This window comes from Streptomyces sp. NPDC043952, assembly GCF_056435325.1.
The window spans coordinates 92,108-111,167 of record NZ_JBWKES010000002.1 but is presented as its reverse complement, the minus strand read 5'-3'; the positions used below and the strand labels follow the sequence as shown (position 1 = coordinate 111,167).

Annotated in this window: 10 protein-coding genes; 9 read left to right on the top strand and 1 reads right to left on the bottom strand. The window is 75.0% G+C overall.

Annotation, left to right across the window (positions count from 1 at the left end):
- Window positions 1-10 precede the first annotated feature (10 nt).
- The 4 genes from AC069R_RS02450 to AC069R_RS02435 are packed head-to-tail and all read left to right on the top strand — an operon-like array spanning window position 11 to window position 6,103.
- Window positions 11-868: an FAD binding domain-containing protein gene (locus AC069R_RS02450; RefSeq protein ID WP_478763827.1), complete on the top strand. Its 858-nt coding sequence runs from the start codon at window positions 11-13 to the stop codon at window positions 866-868.
- Entirely contained in the window at window positions 865-3,756 is a 2,892-nt protein-coding gene (locus tag AC069R_RS02445) for a molybdopterin-dependent oxidoreductase (RefSeq protein WP_478763825.1), read from the top strand. Before AC069R_RS02450 ends, AC069R_RS02445 begins: the two co-directional genes overlap by 4 nt.
- Window positions 3,753-5,066, top strand: coding sequence for an aminoacyl--tRNA ligase-related protein (locus tag AC069R_RS02440; RefSeq protein ID WP_478763823.1), 1,314 nt, complete (start codon window positions 3,753-3,755; stop codon window positions 5,064-5,066). The genes AC069R_RS02445 and AC069R_RS02440 overlap by 4 nt, the downstream gene beginning before the upstream one ends.
- Window positions 5,063-6,103, top strand: coding sequence for an LD-carboxypeptidase (locus tag AC069R_RS02435; RefSeq protein WP_478763821.1), 1,041 nt, complete (start codon window positions 5,063-5,065; stop codon window positions 6,101-6,103). The genes AC069R_RS02440 and AC069R_RS02435 overlap by 4 nt, the downstream gene beginning before the upstream one ends.
- 14 nt (window positions 6,104-6,117) lie before the next feature.
- On the opposite strand, the gene AC069R_RS02430 is transcribed toward AC069R_RS02435, so the two are convergent.
- Window positions 6,118-8,025, bottom strand: a complete 1,908-nt coding sequence (locus tag AC069R_RS02430) for an AfsR/SARP family transcriptional regulator (RefSeq protein WP_478763819.1) — start codon at window positions 8,023-8,025, stop codon at window positions 6,118-6,120.
- Between the two features lie 234 nt (window positions 8,026-8,259).
- Here AC069R_RS02430 and AC069R_RS02425 point away from each other — a divergent pair, with 234 nt between their 5' ends.
- From AC069R_RS02425 to AC069R_RS02405, 5 genes are read left to right on the top strand one after another with little or no spacing between them, the layout of a single operon-like run.
- Window positions 8,260-9,918, top strand: a complete 1,659-nt coding sequence (locus AC069R_RS02425) for a non-ribosomal peptide synthetase (RefSeq protein WP_478763818.1) — start codon at window positions 8,260-8,262, stop codon at window positions 9,916-9,918.
- 2 nt (window positions 9,919-9,920) lie between these two features.
- Entirely contained in the window at window positions 9,921-10,676 is a 756-nt protein-coding gene (locus tag AC069R_RS02420; RefSeq protein ID WP_478763816.1) for a TylF/MycF family methyltransferase, read from the top strand.
- 13 nt (window positions 10,677-10,689) lie between these two features.
- Window positions 10,690-15,303 (top strand): MupA/Atu3671 family FMN-dependent luciferase-like monooxygenase, encoded by a 4,614-nt coding sequence (locus tag AC069R_RS02415; RefSeq protein WP_478763814.1) that lies wholly within the window; start codon window positions 10,690-10,692, stop codon window positions 15,301-15,303.
- Window positions 15,300-18,122 (top strand): type I polyketide synthase, encoded by a 2,823-nt coding sequence (locus AC069R_RS02410; RefSeq protein WP_478763813.1) that lies wholly within the window; start codon window positions 15,300-15,302, stop codon window positions 18,120-18,122. The genes AC069R_RS02415 and AC069R_RS02410 overlap by 4 nt, the downstream gene beginning before the upstream one ends.
- Window positions 18,116-18,865 (top strand): hypothetical protein, encoded by a 750-nt coding sequence (locus AC069R_RS02405; protein WP_478763811.1) that lies wholly within the window; start codon window positions 18,116-18,118, stop codon window positions 18,863-18,865. Before AC069R_RS02410 ends, AC069R_RS02405 begins: the two co-directional genes overlap by 7 nt.
- The last annotated feature ends 195 nt before the right edge of the window (window positions 18,866-19,060 follow it).

Genomic DNA, 19,060 nt, shown 5'->3' with positions numbered 1-19,060 from the left:
GAGGACGTCCGTGAAGCTGCCCTTGACCGAGTACCGCTCGCCGCGGCTGCTGCGGGACGCGGTGGACCTGCTGGCCGATCCGGACCAGGAGGCGGTCCCCCTGGCCGGCGGCCAGAGCCTGGTACCGCTGCTGGCCGCGCGGGCCCGCAGCGCGCGCACGCTCGTCGACCTCGGCCGCGTCGACGGCCTGTCGTACCTGACAACCGCCCCCGGACACCTGCGGATCGGGGCGATGACCCGGCACCGCACCCTGGAGTGCGACCCCCGCGTCGCCGGCGCGGCCCCGCTGCTCGCCTGGGCCGCCGCGCGTACCGCCCACCCCGCCGTACGCAACCGCGGCACCCTCGGCGGGACCCTGGCCTTCGCCGCGCCGGGCTCCGAACTGCTCACCGCCGCCGTGGCGTTGGACGCCACCGTCGAACTCGCCGGTCCCGGCGGCACCCGCCACCGCGACCTGCGGTCCTGGATCACCGGGCGGTACACCACGCAAATCGCCCCCGGCGAACTGGTCGTCGGCGTGCGCGTGCCGGTGCGCCAGGGACGGATCGGGCAGGCGCTGCACGACCTGGCCCACCCCACCGGCGGCCGGCCGGTCGCCTGTGTGGCGGCCGTCGTCGAGACGGCACCCGACGGGACACTGCGGCGCGCCGAACTGACCGTCTCCACCCGTGTGTCGGCGCCCGCCGTCATCGACGTCACCGACCGGCCGGCCCACGCCGGGGACGCTGCCGCCGGCACCGTGCCGCTCGACGTCTCCGAGGCGGAGACCAACGGGCCGCCCGCCGCCTACTGCCGGCATGCCGCCCGGATCCTGGCCCGCCGGTCCCTCTCCCACGCGATCGCCCGAGCCCGCCGAGAGGCCTCATGAACCCGCCCGACACCGCCCCGCTCCCGCCGGCCGGGGACGGCCCGCCGCCCGCCCCCGCCGGGCCCGCCACCACGCCGATCGACGCCCTGCCCCGCCCGGCCGACGGCGGCACGAGCCTCGCGGACGAATTGCGCGAACGCCATGGGCGCAAGAGCGTCCGGCTGGGCTGCGAGGAGGGCGTCTGCGGCTCCTGCACGGTGCTGCTCGACGGCCGCGGCGCCCGCGCCTGCACGATCCCGGCCGGCCAGGCCGCCGGCAGCGAGATCCGTACGGCCGAGGACGCCCCGGCGGACCCGCTGCTGCGCCACCTCCAGGAGGTGTTCTGGGCGGAGCACGCCTTCCAGTGCGGATTCTGCGCCGCCGGTTTCCTGATGGAGACCCACGCGCTGCTCACCGAGAACCCCCGCCCCACCGAGGCGGAGGTGCGCACGCGACTGGCCGGCAACCTGTGCCGGTGCACCGGGTACGAGAGCATCGTCCGCGCCGTACTGACCGCTGCCGCCACCTTCCCCGCCGGACCCCGCCCCCGGCACCCGGCCGCCCCCGGCCAGGACGGCATCGGCGGCCGTGCCCTGCGCCCGGAGGACCGCGCCTTCCTCACCGGCGACGCCCGCTACGTCGCCGACCTCGACGTGCCGGGCATGCTCCACGCCCGCTTCGTCCGCAGCCCGCACGCCCATGCCCGCGTCACCGGGATCGACGTCGCGCCGGCCCTCGCCGCACCGGGCGTGGTCGCCGTGTTCACCGCCGCCGACCTGGCGGACTCGCCGTCCATCACCGTCGGCTGCCCCCTGCCCGGCTACACCTCGCCCGCCTTCGCCCCGCTGGAGGGCGAGCGGGTCCGCTTCGAGGGAGACCCGGTGGCACTCGTCGTCGCCGAAAGCGCCCGGACGGCCGAGGCCGCCGCCGAGCGGGTCGCGGTCGGCTACCGGGTACTGGAGCCGGTCATGGACGTCAGAAAGTCCGCCGACGGCGACCACCCCCCGATCTTCGACGAGATGGACGGCAACGTCCTGTACGCCGAGCACCGGCACCACGGCGACGTGGCGGCCGCGTTCGCCGGGGCCGCGCGCGTGGTCCGGCACCGGCTCCGGCAGGAGCGCTGCCAGAACGCGCCACTGGAAGCGCGCGGCGGCCTCGCCGCGTTCGACCCGGCGGCCGGCCGGCTCAGCTACGACGTCGCCTCCCAGTCGCCCAACTCGCACCGCGCCTTCCTCGCCCAGGTGCTCGGCCTGGACCCGGAACTGATCCGGGTCCGGGTGCCCCCGAACATGGGCGGCTCGTTCGGCATCAAGGGCGGGGTGTACCGCGAGGACGTGGCCGTGTGCTGGGCGAGCATGCGCCTGGGCCGGCCGGTCCGCTGGATCGAGGACCGGCGCGAGCACCTCACCGCGGCGGGCCAGGCCCGCGGCGAGGAGATCGACATCGAGGTGGCGCTCGATGGGGACGGGGCGATCCGGGGGCTGCGCGCCGCCCTGATCACCGACCAGGGCGCCTACCCCGTCCCGCCGATCGCCAGCGCCGTCTTCGTCGGACTCGTGGGCTGCCTGCTGCCCAACTGCTACGACATCCCGGCGTACGAGTTCAGCGGCCGGCTGGTGCTCACCAACCGCACGCCGTACGTGGCGTACCGCGGCCCCTGGGAGATGGCGACCTTCGCGGCCGAACGCACCATGGACCTGATCGCCCGTGAACTGGGCGAGGAACCGGCGGACTACCGGCTGCGCCGGCTGATGCCCGTCGACGGCCCCGACCCGCGCACCGTCGTCGGCGCCTCGCTGACCGACATACCCCGCCTCGGCTCGACCCTGCGGCTGGGCCGCGACCGCGCCGGGCTGAACGCCTTCCGGGCGCAGCAGGCACGGGCCCGCGCCGAGGGCAGCTACCTCGGTCTGGGCATCACCACACTGCTCGAACCCGCGCCCGGCCCGTGGAGCCTGAGCGAGGCGGTCGGCTCGCACATGGGCCCCGAACCGGTCCGGCTGGTGCTGGCGCCGAGCGGACGGCTGACCATCCGGACCGCCCAGATCCCGCACGGCCAGGGCCATGTGACCACGCTGTCCCAGATCGCCGCCACCACGCTCGGCCTGTCGATGGCCGACATCGACGTCGTCTTCGGGGACACCGCCGAAGTGCCGTACAGCCTCGCCGGAACGGGGGCCAGCCGGGCGGCGGCGCTGGCGGGCGGGGCGGTGCTGCGCGCCGCCCGGACGCTGCGCGAGCGGCTGCTGACCGCCGCAGGGGAGGAGGCCGGGCAGCCCGCGCACCGGCTCGACCTGACGGGCGGCAAGATCGTCTCCCACGCCGACGGCAGCGTGCTGACCGACCTGCCGGGACTGCTGGAGCGGCGCTTCGGGACCGCGGCCGGCGCACTGGACGTGACCGAGGTGTTCGACGGCGCGGAGACCGGCTGGGCGGAGGCCACCCACTGCTGCTGGGTCGAGGTCGACCCGGACCTGGGGACCGTGGCGGTGCGGCGCTACCTGATCGTCACCGACAGCGGACGGATCATCAACCCCGCAGTCGCCGACGGCCAGTTGCGCGGCGGGGCGGCGCAGGGCATCGCGACCGTGCTGTACGAGCGGTCCGGCTACGCCCCGGACGGCCGCCAGCTGTCGGCCGGGCTGACCGACTACCTGCTGCCCACCACGCTCACCACCCCGCCCGTCGAGATCGTGCACCTGGAGTCGGAACGGCCCGGCGACGTGCCGTTCCGGGGACTCGGCGAGGGCGGGGCGGTGCTGGCACCCGCCGCCGTCGTGGCCGCCGTCGAGGACGCACTCGCGCACCTGGGAGTCCGCCTGACCGAGCGGTACCTGCCGCCCTGGCGGCTCCTTCAGGTGCTGGCGCGACATCAGACACCCACCGCTTCGCCGGAGTACCGATGAGACTGAACAGAATCCCCCACGGCGAGCTGCTCGGACAGCCGCTGCCGCCCCCCGAGGCCGCGGACGCGGACCTGCCCCAGCAGCTCGGGCTGGCCCGGTTCACCGACGCGGGTTTCCCCTGGTTCTCGCCGGTCGGCCAGCGGCTGATCGGCAACATCCGGCAGGTGGTGCGCCGGGAGATGGAACTCGCCGGGTACGCCGAGTTCCGCGGGCCGGCCGTGAGCCGCATCGACACGGTGGCGCCGGCCGGCTGGCTGGAGAAGTACGCCGGTGAACTCATCCGGTTCGCGGAGCCGTTCGACCAGTACACGCTCTCCGCCACCAGCGAGGAGCCCCTGCTGGCCTACCTCGGCCGCTCCGGGCTCGGCTCCCACCGGCAGCTGCCGATGCGGCTGTTCGAGTTCCGGGAGATCTTCCGGTTCCGCGACCGGCCGCAGGGCATCTACAACTCCCGGCAGTTCCAGTGCTGCCTGTTCGCCAGCCTGGACGCCGACCACGAGGGCTACCTGCGCAGCGCCCGGCACGCTCAGGAGACGCTGCGCGCGGTGCTGGACGCGCTCGGCCTGCGGGCGGAGCTGGTCAGCGACGAGACCACGGGCGGCTTCGAGTTCATCTTCCCCTACGCGCGGGGAGACCGGCCGCGCAACCGGACCATCCCCTACCACCGGGACGCCTCCCGGCCGACCACGCCCGAGGACGCCCTGCCGCAGGGCGGCATCGCCATGGGGTACGGCTACGAGCACGTGGAGAAGTTCGACGTCCGGTTCCGCGACGCGGACAACCGGATACGGGTGCCGGTGATGGGCACCTACGGCCTCGGCATCCAGCGGTGCGTGCTGGCCCTGCTGGAGCAGCACCGGACCCCCGACGGCGTCGCGCTCCCGGCCGCCGTACGACCGTTCGACGTGCTGGTGACGGCGCAGGGCCGGTCGGCCGGTGCGGCCGAGGCGGCGGACCTGGTCTACACGGACCTGCTGCGCCGCGGCGTCCCCGCCGTGCTGGACGACCGCAACGGCGCCTCGTTCGGCGCGCGCATGCGCTTCGCCGACGCCGTCGGCGTCCCCTGGCGGGTGGTCGTGAGCGGACCGGGCGAGGGGGACCTGGAGCTGCGGACCCACCGGGCCGCCGCCGAACCGCCCCGCCGGCTGTCACCGGCGGACCTGCGCGAGCACCTGGCCCGGCGTGGCCGCGAGGAATGGACGCGGCAGCCGGGCCGCACGCCCGAGATGACCGATATACCCGAAACGCCAGAGACGCCCGAGATGCCCGCGGCACCCGCGACGACCGAGACGACCGGAGTGAGCCGATGACGACCGCGACGACCACCCGATGGCCCGCCCTGCTGCCGGCCGGCGCCCGGCTCGGTGTATGGGCGCCGAGCTGCCCCGCGCCGGTGCTGTTCCCGCGGCGTTTCGCACGGGGGCTGAGCGCGCTGCGGGCCCAGGGGTACACCGTCGTCGCCGGGGAGACCTGCCGGTCGGCCGAGGGAGCGGGCACCCTGCGTCCCGAGGCCGTCGCGGAGGAACTGCACACCATGCTGGAGGAGACCGACGGTGTGATCGCCGCCGTCGGTGGCTGGACCCTCACGCCGGTCCTGCCCCACCTGGACTTCGGGCACATCGGCCGGGCCGCCAAACCGCTGGTCGGCTACAGCGACCTGACATCGCTGGTCAACCTGATCCCCCAGCGGTCCGGACTGGTCGCCTTCCACGGGCCGATGGCCGTCTCCGAATGGGGCGAGGCCGACGGGCCCTGGGAGCAGACCCTCACCGAGTTCGACCAGGTGCTCGGCCGGGCGCACGACTGGCGCGAGCGGACCGTCGGTGCCGCGGCCGAGTGGTCGGACGAAAACCTCTTCTGGGACCGCGAGGACACCCGGCGCAGGCAGGGCAACAGCGGCGGACAGCGGACCCGCACCCTGCGGCCGGGCGAGGCGGCCGGGCCGCTGTGGGGCGGCTCGCTCCTCGTGCTCGGTCTGCTGCTCGGGACCTCCCTGTGGCCCGAGCCCGCGGACGGCTCACTGGTCTTCCTGGAGATCGACGGCATGGCACCGGACGAACTCTGGGCCCGGCTGGAGCAGTTCCGGCTCGCGGGCGTCTTCCGGCGCGCGAGCGGAGTACTGGTCAGCCGGGTGAACTCTCCGGGCAAGACGCCCTCCGGGTTCGCCGACCACGACGAGGTGCTGCGGATGTGCCTGCCCGACCAGCTTCCGGTCGCCGCCGGTTTCGACCTGGGGCACACCGACCCGATGTGCACCCTGCCGGTCGGCGGCACGGCCCGGCTGGACTGCCCGGCCGCCGGGGTGCCGCGGCTCACCCTGTTCCGCGACCCGGTGGCGGCCCGCTGAAGGAGGCGCTTGGCTCAGGCACAGCGGCACTCGGGCCGGCCGGGCCCCGGCAGGTGCGCGGCGGCGGGCACCGGGGCCGCGTCGGGCCCCGGCTCGGTGGCCCGCGCGAGGGCGAAGGCCCGTACCAGCTCGTGCAGGTGATACCGGCCGGGGGTGGGCTGGGGGAGGAGCAGACAGGCGTCGACCAGTTCCTCCAGGAGTTCCTCCGCCCGCGCGACCGGGACGGCGGCGAGGCTCCCGGCGGCACGGCTGTCGAACCCGCCGGCGGGGGCGGTGCCCAGGCTCAGCAGCATCCGCTGCTGAGCGGGCCGCAGCCGGCGGTACGAGAGCAGCAGCTCGTCGGCGACGCCCCGGTCGGCCAGCGTCAGCTCCTGGAGGCGCAGGTTCTCCCGGCGCAACCGCCAGGTCGCGTACGCCAGGTTCCAGGAGCGGCGGTGGTTGAGCCGGGTCCCCATGATCCGCACGGCCAGCGGAAGCCGGCCGCACTGGCTCACCAGGGTGCGCGCCTGCTCCGCGTCGTCCATCCGCCGCCCGCCGATGATCTTGGCCAGCAGATCGGTCGCGTCCTGCTCCGGCAGGGGTCCGACCGACAGCGGCACCGCGCCGTCCAGGTCGTTGATCATCACCCGGCTGGTCACCAGGACCATGCAGCCGCCGGTGCTGGGCAGCAGCGGCCGGATCGCGGCCGTGTCGCCCACGTTGTCCAGCACCAGCAGGACGCGCCGCCCGGCCACCCGCATGCGCCACATGGCCAGGCGGCCGTCGACGTCGTCCGGGATGTCCCGCGCCGGTTCCCCGAGCGAGACCAGGAGCCGGCGCAGCGCGTCGGCCGGCGGCAGCGGCTCGCTCGCGCGGGTGAACCCCCGCATGTCGACGAAGAGCTGGCCGTCGGGGAACGCGCCGGCCAGCCGGTGGGCGGCGCGCACCGCGAGGGCCGTCTTGCCGACGCCGGGCATGCCGTTGACGGTGACCAGGGTGGGCGCCTCGGCCGAGACGCCGGCCGCCAGCCGGGCCAGCGCGTCCAGTTCCTCCTGCCGGCCGGTGAAGTCCGGCAGGTCGTAGGGCAGCATGCCGTGGACGGGCGGGGCCGGCTCGGGCGCCGTGACGACGGCGGTCTCCCGGCCGCTCTCGGCGGCCCTGCCCCGCTCGGGAAGCAGCAGGCCCGGATCGTCGTTCAGGATCCGCTCCTGCAACCGGGCCAGCGCGGCGCCCGGATCGATGCCGAGTTCGAGCAGCTCGGCGCGCCCCTGCGCGAACGCGTCGAGCGCCTCGGCGCGCCGGCCGATGCGGTAGAGGGCCAGCATCAGCCGTTCGCGGAGCGTCTCGTGCAGCGGGTGCTCGTCGACCAGCGACTGAAGGACCGGCACCAGGGAGCGGGCCTCGCCGCACGAGAGCCGCAGGTCGATCCAGCGCTCGGTGGCCACCAGCCGGCGCTCGTCGAGGTCACGGCCGGCGCAGGTGAGCACCGAGCCGGTCATCCCGGCGAGCGCCTGACCCCGCCAGAGTTCCAGCGCCGACCCGAAGTGGGTGATCGCCGCCGGGGCGTCGCCCTCGGCGGCCGCCGCCTCACCGCGCGCGAGCAGCGTCTCGAACCGCCGGGCGTCCAACTGGTCGTCCCGCAGCACCAGCCGGTAGCCGGGCGGCTCGGTGATGATCCGGCCGCCCGCCGGCAGCTTGCGCCGAAGGTCCCACACCATCTTGCGGACCTGGTTGGCGGCGGTGATCGGCATCTCCTCCCCCCAGGCCGCCTGGACCAGGCGGGAGATGGGGGTCACCCGGTTGGCACACAGCAGCAGGGTCGCCAGGACCTGACGCTGCTTGGCACCGCCCGGATTCACCCGGCCCGCCCCGCTCCAGATCTCCAGCGGACCGAGCACCTTGAACTCGACGTCGTGCACGTCCGCGCGGGGGACTGCTTCCACCTTGTCACGATGTGCCATGTGCGCACTTCCGATTCTCTGACAGTCGCGGTACCGCGATCGGGGTCGGGCCAGAGCGTCGCAGACGCCGATCTATGCCTGTTCTACGTGCCGATCAACGCGGCCGTCAGCGGCCGTCAGCGGCCGGAACCGCCGTGGTACCGGCGCGGAACAGCGCGCTGATGTGATGCGGAGCGCCGGGCGTCCCGGATGGACCCGCGTCAGGAGCAGCGGCAGATGGAACGAGTTCTGGAACTGATACGCGACCGTACGCGCGAGCGGCCGGGGGCCGTCGCCGTGGTGGCCGCGGACGGCCGCCTGAGCCGGGCCCGGCTGTGGCAGCGGGCGCGGCGGCTCGCGGACCGGCTGACCGCGGCTGGCCTTCAGCCCGGCGAGGTGGTCGCCGTCCACACCGGACGCACCGCGGAACTGCCCGTCGCGGTGCTGGGCACGATGCTGGCCGGCGGCGCCTTCTGCGTCCTCGACCCCGCCTATCCGCGGGCCCGGATCCGGCGGATGCGCGAGGACAGCGGGGCGCGGTTCGTCGTCACCGCGGGACTGCGGCTGAGGCCCGCCCGCCCCGCCGGGGCTCCGGCCCCCGCCCAGCGGGAACAACTGGCCTACGTCGTCTTCACCTCCGGTTCCACGGGCACCCCGAAGGCGATCGGGATGCCGTACCGGGGCCTGGACAACCTGGTGGCCTGGACCCTGGCGAGCACCGGTGCCGGGCCGCTGCGGACCCTTCAGTTCGCACCGCTCGGCTTCGACGTCTTCGTCCAGGAGGCCCTGACCGCCTGGTGCGGCGGCGGTCCGCTGTACCTGCCGACCGAGGACGAGCGCCGGGACCTGGTCCGGCTGGCGGAACTGCTCGACGAGTGGCGGATCGAGCGGCTGTTCATACCGCCCGTCGCGCTGCTCCGCCTCGCCGAGGTCGCCGCGCACACGGGCCGCTACCCGCGCTCGCTGCGCGAGGTCGCCGCGGCGGGGGAGGCCCTGCGCGTCACCCCCCAACTGCGCCGGTTCTTCGCGGCCTTGCCCGGCTGCCGGCTGCACAATCACTACGGCCCGGCGGAGACCCACGTGGTCACCGCGCACACCCTCACCGGGCCGCCCGAGCAGTGGCCCGACTCGCCGCCGATCGGCCGCCCGATCCCCGGCTGCGAAGCCCGTGTGATCGACGGCGAGTTGTGGCTCGCGGGGGCCGGCGTCTCGGTCGGCTATCTCAACGACCCGGAGCTGACCGGACGCCGCTTCGTCCCGGTCGAGTGGTCCACGGGCCTCGCCTACCGGACCGGCGACCTGGTCGCCCGACGAACCGACGGGACGCTCGAATACCTCGGCCGGGCGGACGACCAGGTCAAGATCCGCGGCCACCGGGTCGACCCCGGCGAGGTCGAGGCGGTGCTGGGACAGCACCCGGCCATACGCGAATGCGCCGTCGTCGCCCGGAAGTTGGGCGCCGAGCGGCAGCTCGTCGCCTACGTGGTCGGCGACCCGACCGGTGTCCGCGCACACCTCGCCGGGCTGCTGCCCGAGTACCTGGTGCCCCGGCACGTGGTCGCGGTGCCCGAACTGCCGCTGTCCGCGAACGGGAAGACCGACCGCTCCCGCCTGCCGGACCCGCCGGCCGGGCCGGCCGGGGGCGGACCCCCGCGGGGCGAGTGGGAGCGGATGGTGTCCTCGGTGTGGTCGTCCGTGCTCGGCCGGAAGGACATCGGACGCGATCAGCACTTCCTCGAACTGGGCGGCAGCTCCCTGACGGCCGCCGTGGTGCTCGCCCGGCTCCAGGACCGCCACCGGGGCCGGATCGACCTCCGGGACTTTCTCGCCGCGCCCACCGTGCGCGGCCTCGCCCGGCTGCTGAGCGAGGGCCCCAGCAGCGCCGCAAGGGAGTGACGATGCACGCACAGACCCGTGACCTGTACCTCGACCTCATGAAGAAGGTGCTGTCCAACACCATCTACGAGGACCCGCCGATCCCCGCCCCCTGGTCCCCGGCGACCGCCTACGACTCCCTCAACCGTCGCCTGGGCGTGGACTGGCCCAGCACGGCCCACACCATGATCGGGCTGCTCCGCCTCGACAACATCCAGCACTGCGTCGAGCGGGTCCTGGCCGACGGCGTACCCGGCGACCTCATCGAGACCGGAGTCTGGCGGGGAGGGGCGTGCATCTTCATGCGCGCCGTCCTGCGCGCCCACGGCGTGGAGGACCGCCAGGTCTGGGTCGCCGACTCCTTCCAGGGCATGCCGGTGCCGGACGAGTCGAGCCACCACGGCGACCGGGAACTGGCCACGCACCACCACAACGACGCGATCGCGGTCGATCTGCCCACCGTGCGGCGGAACTTCGAGCGCTACGACCTGCTCGACGACCAGGTCCGCTTCCTGCCGGGCTGGTTCCACGAGACGCTGCCCGGTGCCCCCATCGAGCGGCTGGCCGTGCTGCGGCTCGACAGCGACCTGTACGACTCCACGTTCCAGACGCTGGAGACGCTGTACCCCAAGCTGTCGCCGGGCGGCTTCGTGATCGTCGACGACTACCACATCCCCGTCTGCCGGGAAGCCGTGCACGACTGGCGTCTGCGGCACGGCGTGCGGGACGAGATCGAGGACATCGACGGCCTCGGCGCGTTCTGGCGCCGCACCTCCTGAGGAGAGAACCACCATGGTTGAGGTCCTGAACGCGGTCCGCGCCCTGGTCGCGGTCCAGTTCGGCATCCCCGTGCCGGCGGTCGACCCCGACCGCTCGCTCGTCGCCCTGGGCGGCGATTCGCTCAGCCTGCTCGCGCTCACCAGGAAGGCGCACGACCGGTTCGGGGTGCGGGTCCCGGTGCGCGAGCTGTTCGAGGACGAGCTGACGGTCCGCGAGCTGGCCAGGCGGCTGGCCGGCGGCTCCCCGGACCCCGGCGGCTCCCCGGACCCCGGCGGCTCCCCGGACCCCGGCGGCTCCCCGGACCCCGGCGGCACGTCCGCCGCCCGGCCGCCCGCCGGAGCCGTCGACTTCAGTCTCTACTTCTTCGGGAACTACCCCGAGGGCGACCACACGGGCCGGTACCGCGACCTGATCGAGGCCGCCGAGTTCGGCGACACCCACGGCTTCCACACGCTGTGGTTCCCCGAGCGCCACTTCCATTCCTTCGGCGGCCTGTTCCCCAACCCCTCCGTGCTGGCCGCGGCCCTGGCCACCCGGACCACGTCCATCCGCCTGCACGCCGGCTCGGTCGTCCTGCCGCTGCACCACCCGGTCCGGGTGGCCGAGGAGTGGTCGGTCGTCGACAACCTCTCCGGCGGCCGTGCCGGTCTGTGCGTGGCGGGCGGCTGGCACGCCAACGACTTCGTGCTGGCACCGGAGACCTACGGCCGCCAGCGCGAGGAGATGTACGAGAGGCTGGCGACGGTGCGGCGGCTGTGGGCCGGTGAAGGGCTCCCCGCCCGCTCCGGCAGCGGCGAGCCGGTCGAGGTGCGCCTCACCCCCCGGCCCGTGCAGCAGGAGCCGCCGCTTTTCGTCGCGGTCCTCTCCAACCCGGCCAGCTACGAGCGGGCCGCGCGGGAGGGGCTCGGCGTGGTGACCAATCTGATGCAGCAGAGCGTGGAACAACTGGCGGCGAACATCGCGCTCTACCGCAAGACCAGGGCGGAACACGGGCTGGCGCCGGAGGAGGGGCGCGTCGTCGTCCTCGTCCACACCTACCTGGGCGAGGACCAGGAACGGGTGCGGGCGCAGGCGTACGAGCCCTTCTGCGGGTATCTGCGCTCCTCGCTCTCGCTGTTCGACAACACGATGAACAGCCTCGGCATCGACGTCGATCTCGCCCGGACCCACGCCGACGACGTCGACTTCCTGCTCGGCCGGGCCTACCGGCGCTACTGCGAGAGCCGGGCGCTGATCGGCACGCCGGAGGGGGTGCGCCCGGTGCTGGACGCCCTGGTGCGCGCCGGCGCGGACGAGATCGGCTGCTTCATCGACTTCGGCCTCCCCGGCGACCGGATGCTGGCCGCGCTGCCGCACCTCGCCGCACTCAAGGACGGGTACGCCGGGCCCGCGGCCGGGGCGCCGGTGCAGGCCGGGGTGCCGGTGCGGACCGAGGTGCCGGTGCGGGCTGAAATGCCAGTGGAGACCGCCGTGTCGGTGCAGGCCGACGTGCCGGTGCAGACCGTACCGGCGTCGCCCGCGCAGCAGCGCATGTGGTTGCTGGACCGGATGTATCCGGGGCGGACCGTCCACCACGAGCCCAAGGCGCTGCTGCTCGAAGGCCCGCTGGACGTGTCCGCCCTGCGCGAGGCCCTGCGCGGCGTGGCGGCCCGGCATCCCGCGCTGCGGACGGTCTTCCAGGACGGCGACGACGGGCTGCGGCAGCTCGTCCGTCCCGTGTTCGAGCCGGAGTGCCCGGAGGTGGACCTCACCGGCAGCACGGACGAGCAGGCCGTCGGAGAGCTCCACCGCACGGCCGGCGCTCCCGCCTTCGACCTGGCCGAAGGACCGCTGTGGCGGGTCCGGCTGGCCAGGCTGGGGCGGGAACGCCACCTGCTGTACCTGGTGGCCCACCACATCGTCTTCGACTCGCTGTCCACCGCCGTGTTCTGCCGCGACCTGGCCGCCTACTACCGAGGTGAGCCCGGAGGCCTCCCGGAGATCGAGGGCCCCTGGCGGCCCCGCACCCGCCCCACCGCCGAGAGCCTGGAGTACTGGAAGCTCACACTGGCCGACGCGCCACCGCTGCGGCTGCCCTTCGACCGCCCTCGCGGCTCCGCTCCCGCCACCGGCGCGGCTTCGGCCACGGGTACCGCCCCGGCCCCCGGCACGGCTCCGGTCCCTGGCGCGGCTTCGACGACCGGCGTGGCTTCGGCCACCGACGGCGTTTCAGCCACCGTGGGTGCTTCGGCCCCGGACGGCGCTCCGGCCACCGGCGCGAGCCTGGTGCACGAGCTGGACGCCGCGCTGGCCCGTGAGATCCGTGCCCTGAGCCGCTCGCTCGGCGGGACGCCGTTCACCGCCCTGCTCGGCGCCGTCGGCTCGGTGCTGGGCAGGTTCGGGGGCACGGAGGACGTCGTCCTCGGCACCGCCGTGACCAACCGGCCGGCCGGCACCGAGGATCTGGTCGGCATGTTCGTGGAGACCGCGGCCGTCCGCCTGGACCTGTCCGGCGATCCCTCGTTCGCCGAGCTGTTCCGCCGGGTGCGGGGCTCGGTGATGGGCGCGATCGACCACCAGGACGTCCCGTTCGACCTGGTGGTGGAGACGGTGAATCCCGAGCGCGTCGCGGGCGTCAACCCGCTGTTCACCGTGCTGGTGGAGTACGAGGAGGAACAGCCGGCGCAGTTCGGCGGGACCGGTCTCACCGCCCGCCTCCTCGACGTGCCCCGCGCGCAGGCGCCGTTCGATCTGACGCTCTACCTCACCGCGCATCCGGGCGGCGTCCGCTGCACCGCGGAGTACGACGCCGGGCTGTTCGACCGGGACACCGTCGCCCGGCTGCTGGAGTACGTCGAGGACCTGCTGCGCCAGGCCGTCCGGCGGCCCGGCACCCCGCTCTCCGGTCTGTCCGGGCTGATCGCGCGGGACGAGCGGGCGCTCGCCGACCGCGAGGGCCCGGCCGGCACCGCCGAACCGGCCTGCCTGCACGAGCTGTTCGAGCGGGCCGCCGCGACGGCACCGGACCGTCCCGCGCTCGTCGGCGACGGCGCCTCGATGACCTACGCCCAGCTCGACGCCGCCGCCAACCGCCTGTCCCACCGGCTGATCCGCGACGGCGTGACGCCGGGTGACACCGTCGGCGTCTGCCTGCCGCGCGGGACGGGACTGATCACGGCCCTGCTCGCGGTGCTCAAGTGCGGTGCCGCGTACGTGCCGATCGATCCCGCGCTGCCCGCCCCGCGGCGCCGGCTGATGATCGACGACAGCCGCGCCGTGCTGGTGCTGACCGACACCGGCACCGACGAGGACCTGCCGGACACACCGCCCGCGATCGCGGTGGACCCCGACTCCCTCGCGTACTGCCTCTACACCTCCGGCTCCTCCGGCACCCCCAAGGCGGTCGCCGTACCGCACCGGGGGCCGGTCAACCTGGTGCGCTGGCAGCTGGCCGCCCACGAGCCGCTGCGGACCCTGCAGTGGACCTCGCCGGGGTTCGACGTCAGCGTGCAGGAGATCTTCACCACCCTGGCCGGCGGCGCCGCACTGGTCCTCCTCGACGACGCGGTCCGCTACGAGCCGGCCGAGGTGGCCGAGGTGATCCGCCGCCACGGCGTGCAGCGGCTGTGCATGCCGTTCACCCCGCTGGCCGCCCTGCTGGACACGGCCGGTCCGATGCCCTCGCTGCGCGAGGTGTTCTCGGCCGGCGAGCAGGTCCGGCTGGTGCCGGCGCTCACCCGGTTCCTGGCCGCCCAGCCGGAGACCAGGCTCCACCACCAGTACGGGCCGACCGAGGCGTCCGTCATCGTCACCTCGCACCTCGTCGACCCGGACGGCGGGACGGAGCCGCCGATCGGCCGCCCCGTCACCGGCGCCGTACTGCGGATCGAGGACGCCCACGGCCGGCCGGTGCCGCCCGGCGTCGCGGGGGAACTGCTCATCGGCGGCGCACCGGTCGCGGCCGGCTACCTCGGCGACGAGGAGCGGACCGCCGAACGCTTCGTGACGGCCGCGGACGGGCGGCGCTTCTTCCGCACCGGCGATCTGGTCCGCCAGAACCGCGACGGCGAACTCGAGTACGTCGGCCGGATCGACGACCAGATCAAGATCCGCGGCCAGCGGACCGAGCCCGGCGAGGCACAGGCGGCGCTGAGCCGGCTGCCCGAGGTCGCCGAGGCGGCGGTGCTGGCCCGCACCGAGCCGGAACCCCGGCTGGTGGCCTACGTCGTGCTGCGCGAGCAGGTGCCGGACTGGACCTCGGCGCTGCGGGGGAGGCTGGCCGAGACCCTGCCGGGCCACCTGATCCCCGAGGCGTGGGTCCTGCTGGACCGGCTGCCGGTGGGCGCCAACGGAAAGCTCGACCGCACCCGCCTCGCCCGGCTGGAGCCCGAGGCGGAGAAGGTGCCGGCCGACCGGTCGCCGGCCACGGAGACCGAGGAAGTGGTGCACCGGCTCTGGTGTCTGGAGCTGGGCGCCGACCAACTCCCGGTGGACGCGCCCTTCTTCGAGGTGGGGGGCAACTCGCTGAACGCCGTCCGGATGCTCGAACGGGTCCGCGGCGAACTGGGCAGCAGGGTACCGATGACCCGCTTCCTGGAAGCGCCCACGATCCGTGCCCTGGCCGCCCATTTCGGAGACCCGGCATGAGCCCGGCGCGCGCGGCGGTCCAGGAGGCCGTGACCGCGCTCCTGGGCCGTCCCGCCGACGAGGACACGCCCTTCCAGGAGCTGGGACTGACCTCGCTCATGACGACCAGGCTGCGCATCCGCCTGGAGAAGGCCCTGAGCCGGACGATCCCGCTCGCCGCCCTCACGGAGCACTACACGATCGCCGCGCTGGCCCGCTACCTCGCCGGTGCCGACGAGCCCGCGCCGGTGCGGCCCACCGCCGGCACCCCGGTGGCGGACGGCGCTCCGGTGGCGGGCGGCTCGCAGGCGCCCGCAACCACGTCCGCGCCGCCGGCGTCGCATGCCCCGGCAGGCGCCCCGGCACGACCCGCCGAGGACCGCCGGGTGGCCGTCATCGGCATGGCCGCGCGCTTCCCCGGCGCCCGCGACATCGGCGAGTTCTGGCACAACCTGCGCACCGGCGTCTGCACCGTGGGGGAGCCGGTGGCCGACGCCGACGCCTTCGACGCCGGCTTCTTCGGGATCACCCCCAAGGAGGCGCGGCGGACCGACCCCGCGCACCGCCTGCTGCTGGAGTGCTGCTACCACGCGCTGGAGGACGGCGGCTACGCGCAGACCGCCCAGGACACCAGGATCGGCGTCTACGCCGGCAGCGGCATGAACCTCTACGGCCCGCAGCCGCCGTACCACAGCCGGGCCGCCGCCACGGACGACCCGGCCGAGGCGACCGACGAACCGGTCGAGGCGACAGACGACCCGGTCGAGGCGATCGGCGACCTGATCGGCGGGCAGGGGGACTTCCTGGCCACGCGGGTCGCCTACCATCTGGGCTTGACCGGACCCGCCGTCACCGTCCAGACGGCCTGCTCCACCTCCCTGGTCGCGGTGCACCTGGCGGCCCAGGCAGTGCTGACCGAAGACGCCGACCTCGCGCTCGCCGGCGCCGCGGCCGTCCGCTACACCCCGGTTCCGGACTACCGGCCCGGCCCCGGGTACATCCTCTCCGAGAGCGGAGTCCCCCGCGCCTTCGACGCGGAGGCGGACGGCACCGTCGGGGGCGACGGGGTGGCCGTCGTCCTGCTCAAGCGCCTGGACCGGGCGCTGGCGGACGGCGACACGGTGCACGCGGTCCTCCTCGGATCGGCGGTCAACAACGACGGCCGGGCCAAACCGGGCTTCACCGCCCCCTCCGTGCGCGGCCATGCCGAGGTGGTCCGCCAGGCCCTCGCGCGGGCCGGCGCCGCCCCGGAGACCATCGGCTACGTCGAGGCCCACGGCACCGGCACCGAGGTGGGCGACCCGGCCGAGTTCCAGGCCCTCTCGGGGGCCCTGTCCGCGGACGGCCGGCGCGCGGACCGCTGCGCCCTGGGCTCGGTCAAACCCTCCGTCGGCCACCTCGACACCTGCTCCGGGATGGCCGGCCTGATCAAGACCGTCCTGATGCTCGCCCACGGCGAACTGGTGCCCACCGTCAACGTCACCGAGCCGCACCCCCGACTGCCGTGGCGGGACAGCCCGTTCACCCTCCTCACCCGGCACGCGCCGTGGCCGGCGGGCGCCACGCCCCGACGCGCGGGGGTGAGCGCCCTGGGGTTCGGCGGCACCAACGCCCATATCGTCCTGGAGGAGCCGCCCCGCCCCCGCCCCGGCGCCGGGAGCGGGAGCGCGGACCCGGACGAGGCACTGGTGCCGCTCAGCGCCCCCGACCCGGAGTCGCTGCGCCGCCTCGGCCGCCTGCTCCGGGACCGGCTGTCCGGGCACGACGGCCTCCCGGCCGGTGACGTGGCCCGGACCCTCGCCCTGGGCCGGCCGCACCACGCCTGCCGGATCGCGGTGTCCGGCCGGACCGCCGCCGACCTCGCGCGGGCACTGGACCCGCTGACGGCCCGGCCGCCCGCCGCCCCCGCCCCGCTCGGTCCCCTCGCCTTCGCGTTCTCCGGGCAGGGCGGCGGCCCGGTGGACCTGGAGCGCCACCGCGCGCACCCGGAGTTCCGGTCGGTGGTCACGGCCCACCGCGAACTGCTCGGCCATCCGCAGGTCGAGCACCTGGTGTACCAGCTGGCCATGGCCCGGCTGTGGCGCTCGGCGGGTGTGGAACCGGACTACGCCATAGGGCACAGCCTCGGCGAACTGGCCGCCCTCTGTGTCGCCGGAGCGTTGACCGTGGCGGACGCCGTCCGCTTCGCGGCGGTCCGCGACCGGTTGACCCGGTCCACCGGGCCCGGAGCCATGCTCGCCCTCGTCGCCCCGCTCGATCTGGCGCTGGACGCGGCGGCCGCGGCGGGTTGCGACCTGGCGGCGATCAACACACCCACCGCCCATGTGCTCTCCGGCACGGAAGGGGCCGTGGGCCGCGCCGAGTCCTGGCTCGACCGGCGGAAGGTCCCGCACCGCCGGCTGGCCGCGACCACCGCCTTCCACTCGGCCCTGCTCGACCCGGTCCTCGGCGAACTCGCCGCCGAGGCCGACCGCCTGGACTGGCGGCCGCTGCGCATCCCGCTGGCCAGCCCGGCCTACGGCGAACTGCTCCCGGCCGGCTCCACCCCGGACCCGGACTTCCTCACCCGGCAGGCCCGGTTCACCGTGCTGTTCGACTCCGCCCTGCGCGACCTCGGCGCGGCCGGCTGCCGCGACTTCGTGGAGATCGCGCCCCAGGCCGCCCTCGCCACACTCGGCCGGCGCGTGCTGCCGGGAAGCGGCTGGCTCTCGTACGGCCACGACGCGCTGGCCGAGCTGTACCGGCGCGGCGCGTGGCTGAACTGGGCCGCGCTGACCGGCTCCGGGCCGCGCGCGCCGCTGCCCGGCTATCCCTTCGCCCGCACCAGGTTCCCGTGGTGACCGGCGTGGCGGCGCGCGGCGAGGCCCCGCTGCTCGTGCTGGACTATCCGGGCTTCCGCCTGGAGGCGCGGGTGGACGAACTCGGGCTCACCGACGAGACCGGGCTGCGCCAGGAGGAGGTGCTGCGCACACCGCTGCCCACCACCGCCGACGCGGCCGGCTATCTGGCGGAACTCCTCGCGCGCCGCCCCGAGGGGCAGTGCCGCGCGGTGCTGGCCTACTGCGCCTCGGCCCCGCTCGCCGACGCGCTGGCCGGCCGCCTCGCCCTGGCCGGCCGCCGGCCGCCCCTGGTCCTCTTCGACGCCGAGCCCGTGACCGCCGCGACCGTGCTCGACGCCTACCGGGACACCCTGGCCCAGCTGGGCGCGCGAGCGGCGGCACCGGAGGCCGGGGAACTTACCCTGCTGGTGGACCGTCCGGAGCGCTTCCTCACCACCGCGCGCCGCAACCTGGTCGGGCATGTGTCGCACGCCCTGCGCGGCGACGGCTGCGCGCCCGCCGAAGCCGAGGCGCTGGCCGTCCAGTTGACCGTCTCCTGCCTGGACTGGCTGAACCACCTGCTCGTCGCCCTGCACACGCCCCGGCCGACGCCGGCCGGACCCGTGCTGAACATCGTGTCGGCCGACACACCCGGAGGCGATGTGCGGGTGCCGTGCGATCGCGCCTCGCTCCTGCGGGACCCGCGCACCCGCGAGGCGACGCTCTCCTTCCTCGCCGCTCATGGCGCCCTCCCCACCGAATAGGAGCACCCAGTGGAACACCCGGCCTCCAGCGCCCAGCGGCGGATGTACTTCCTCCAGCAACTGGCCGGACCGTCCCCCGTCTACCACGTGCCGGTGTGCCACACGATCCGGGGCCGGGGGGGAGGGGAGGGGGGGGGGGGGGGGGGGGGGCGGGGGGGGGAGGGGGGGGGGGGGAGGGGGAGGGGGGGGGGGGAG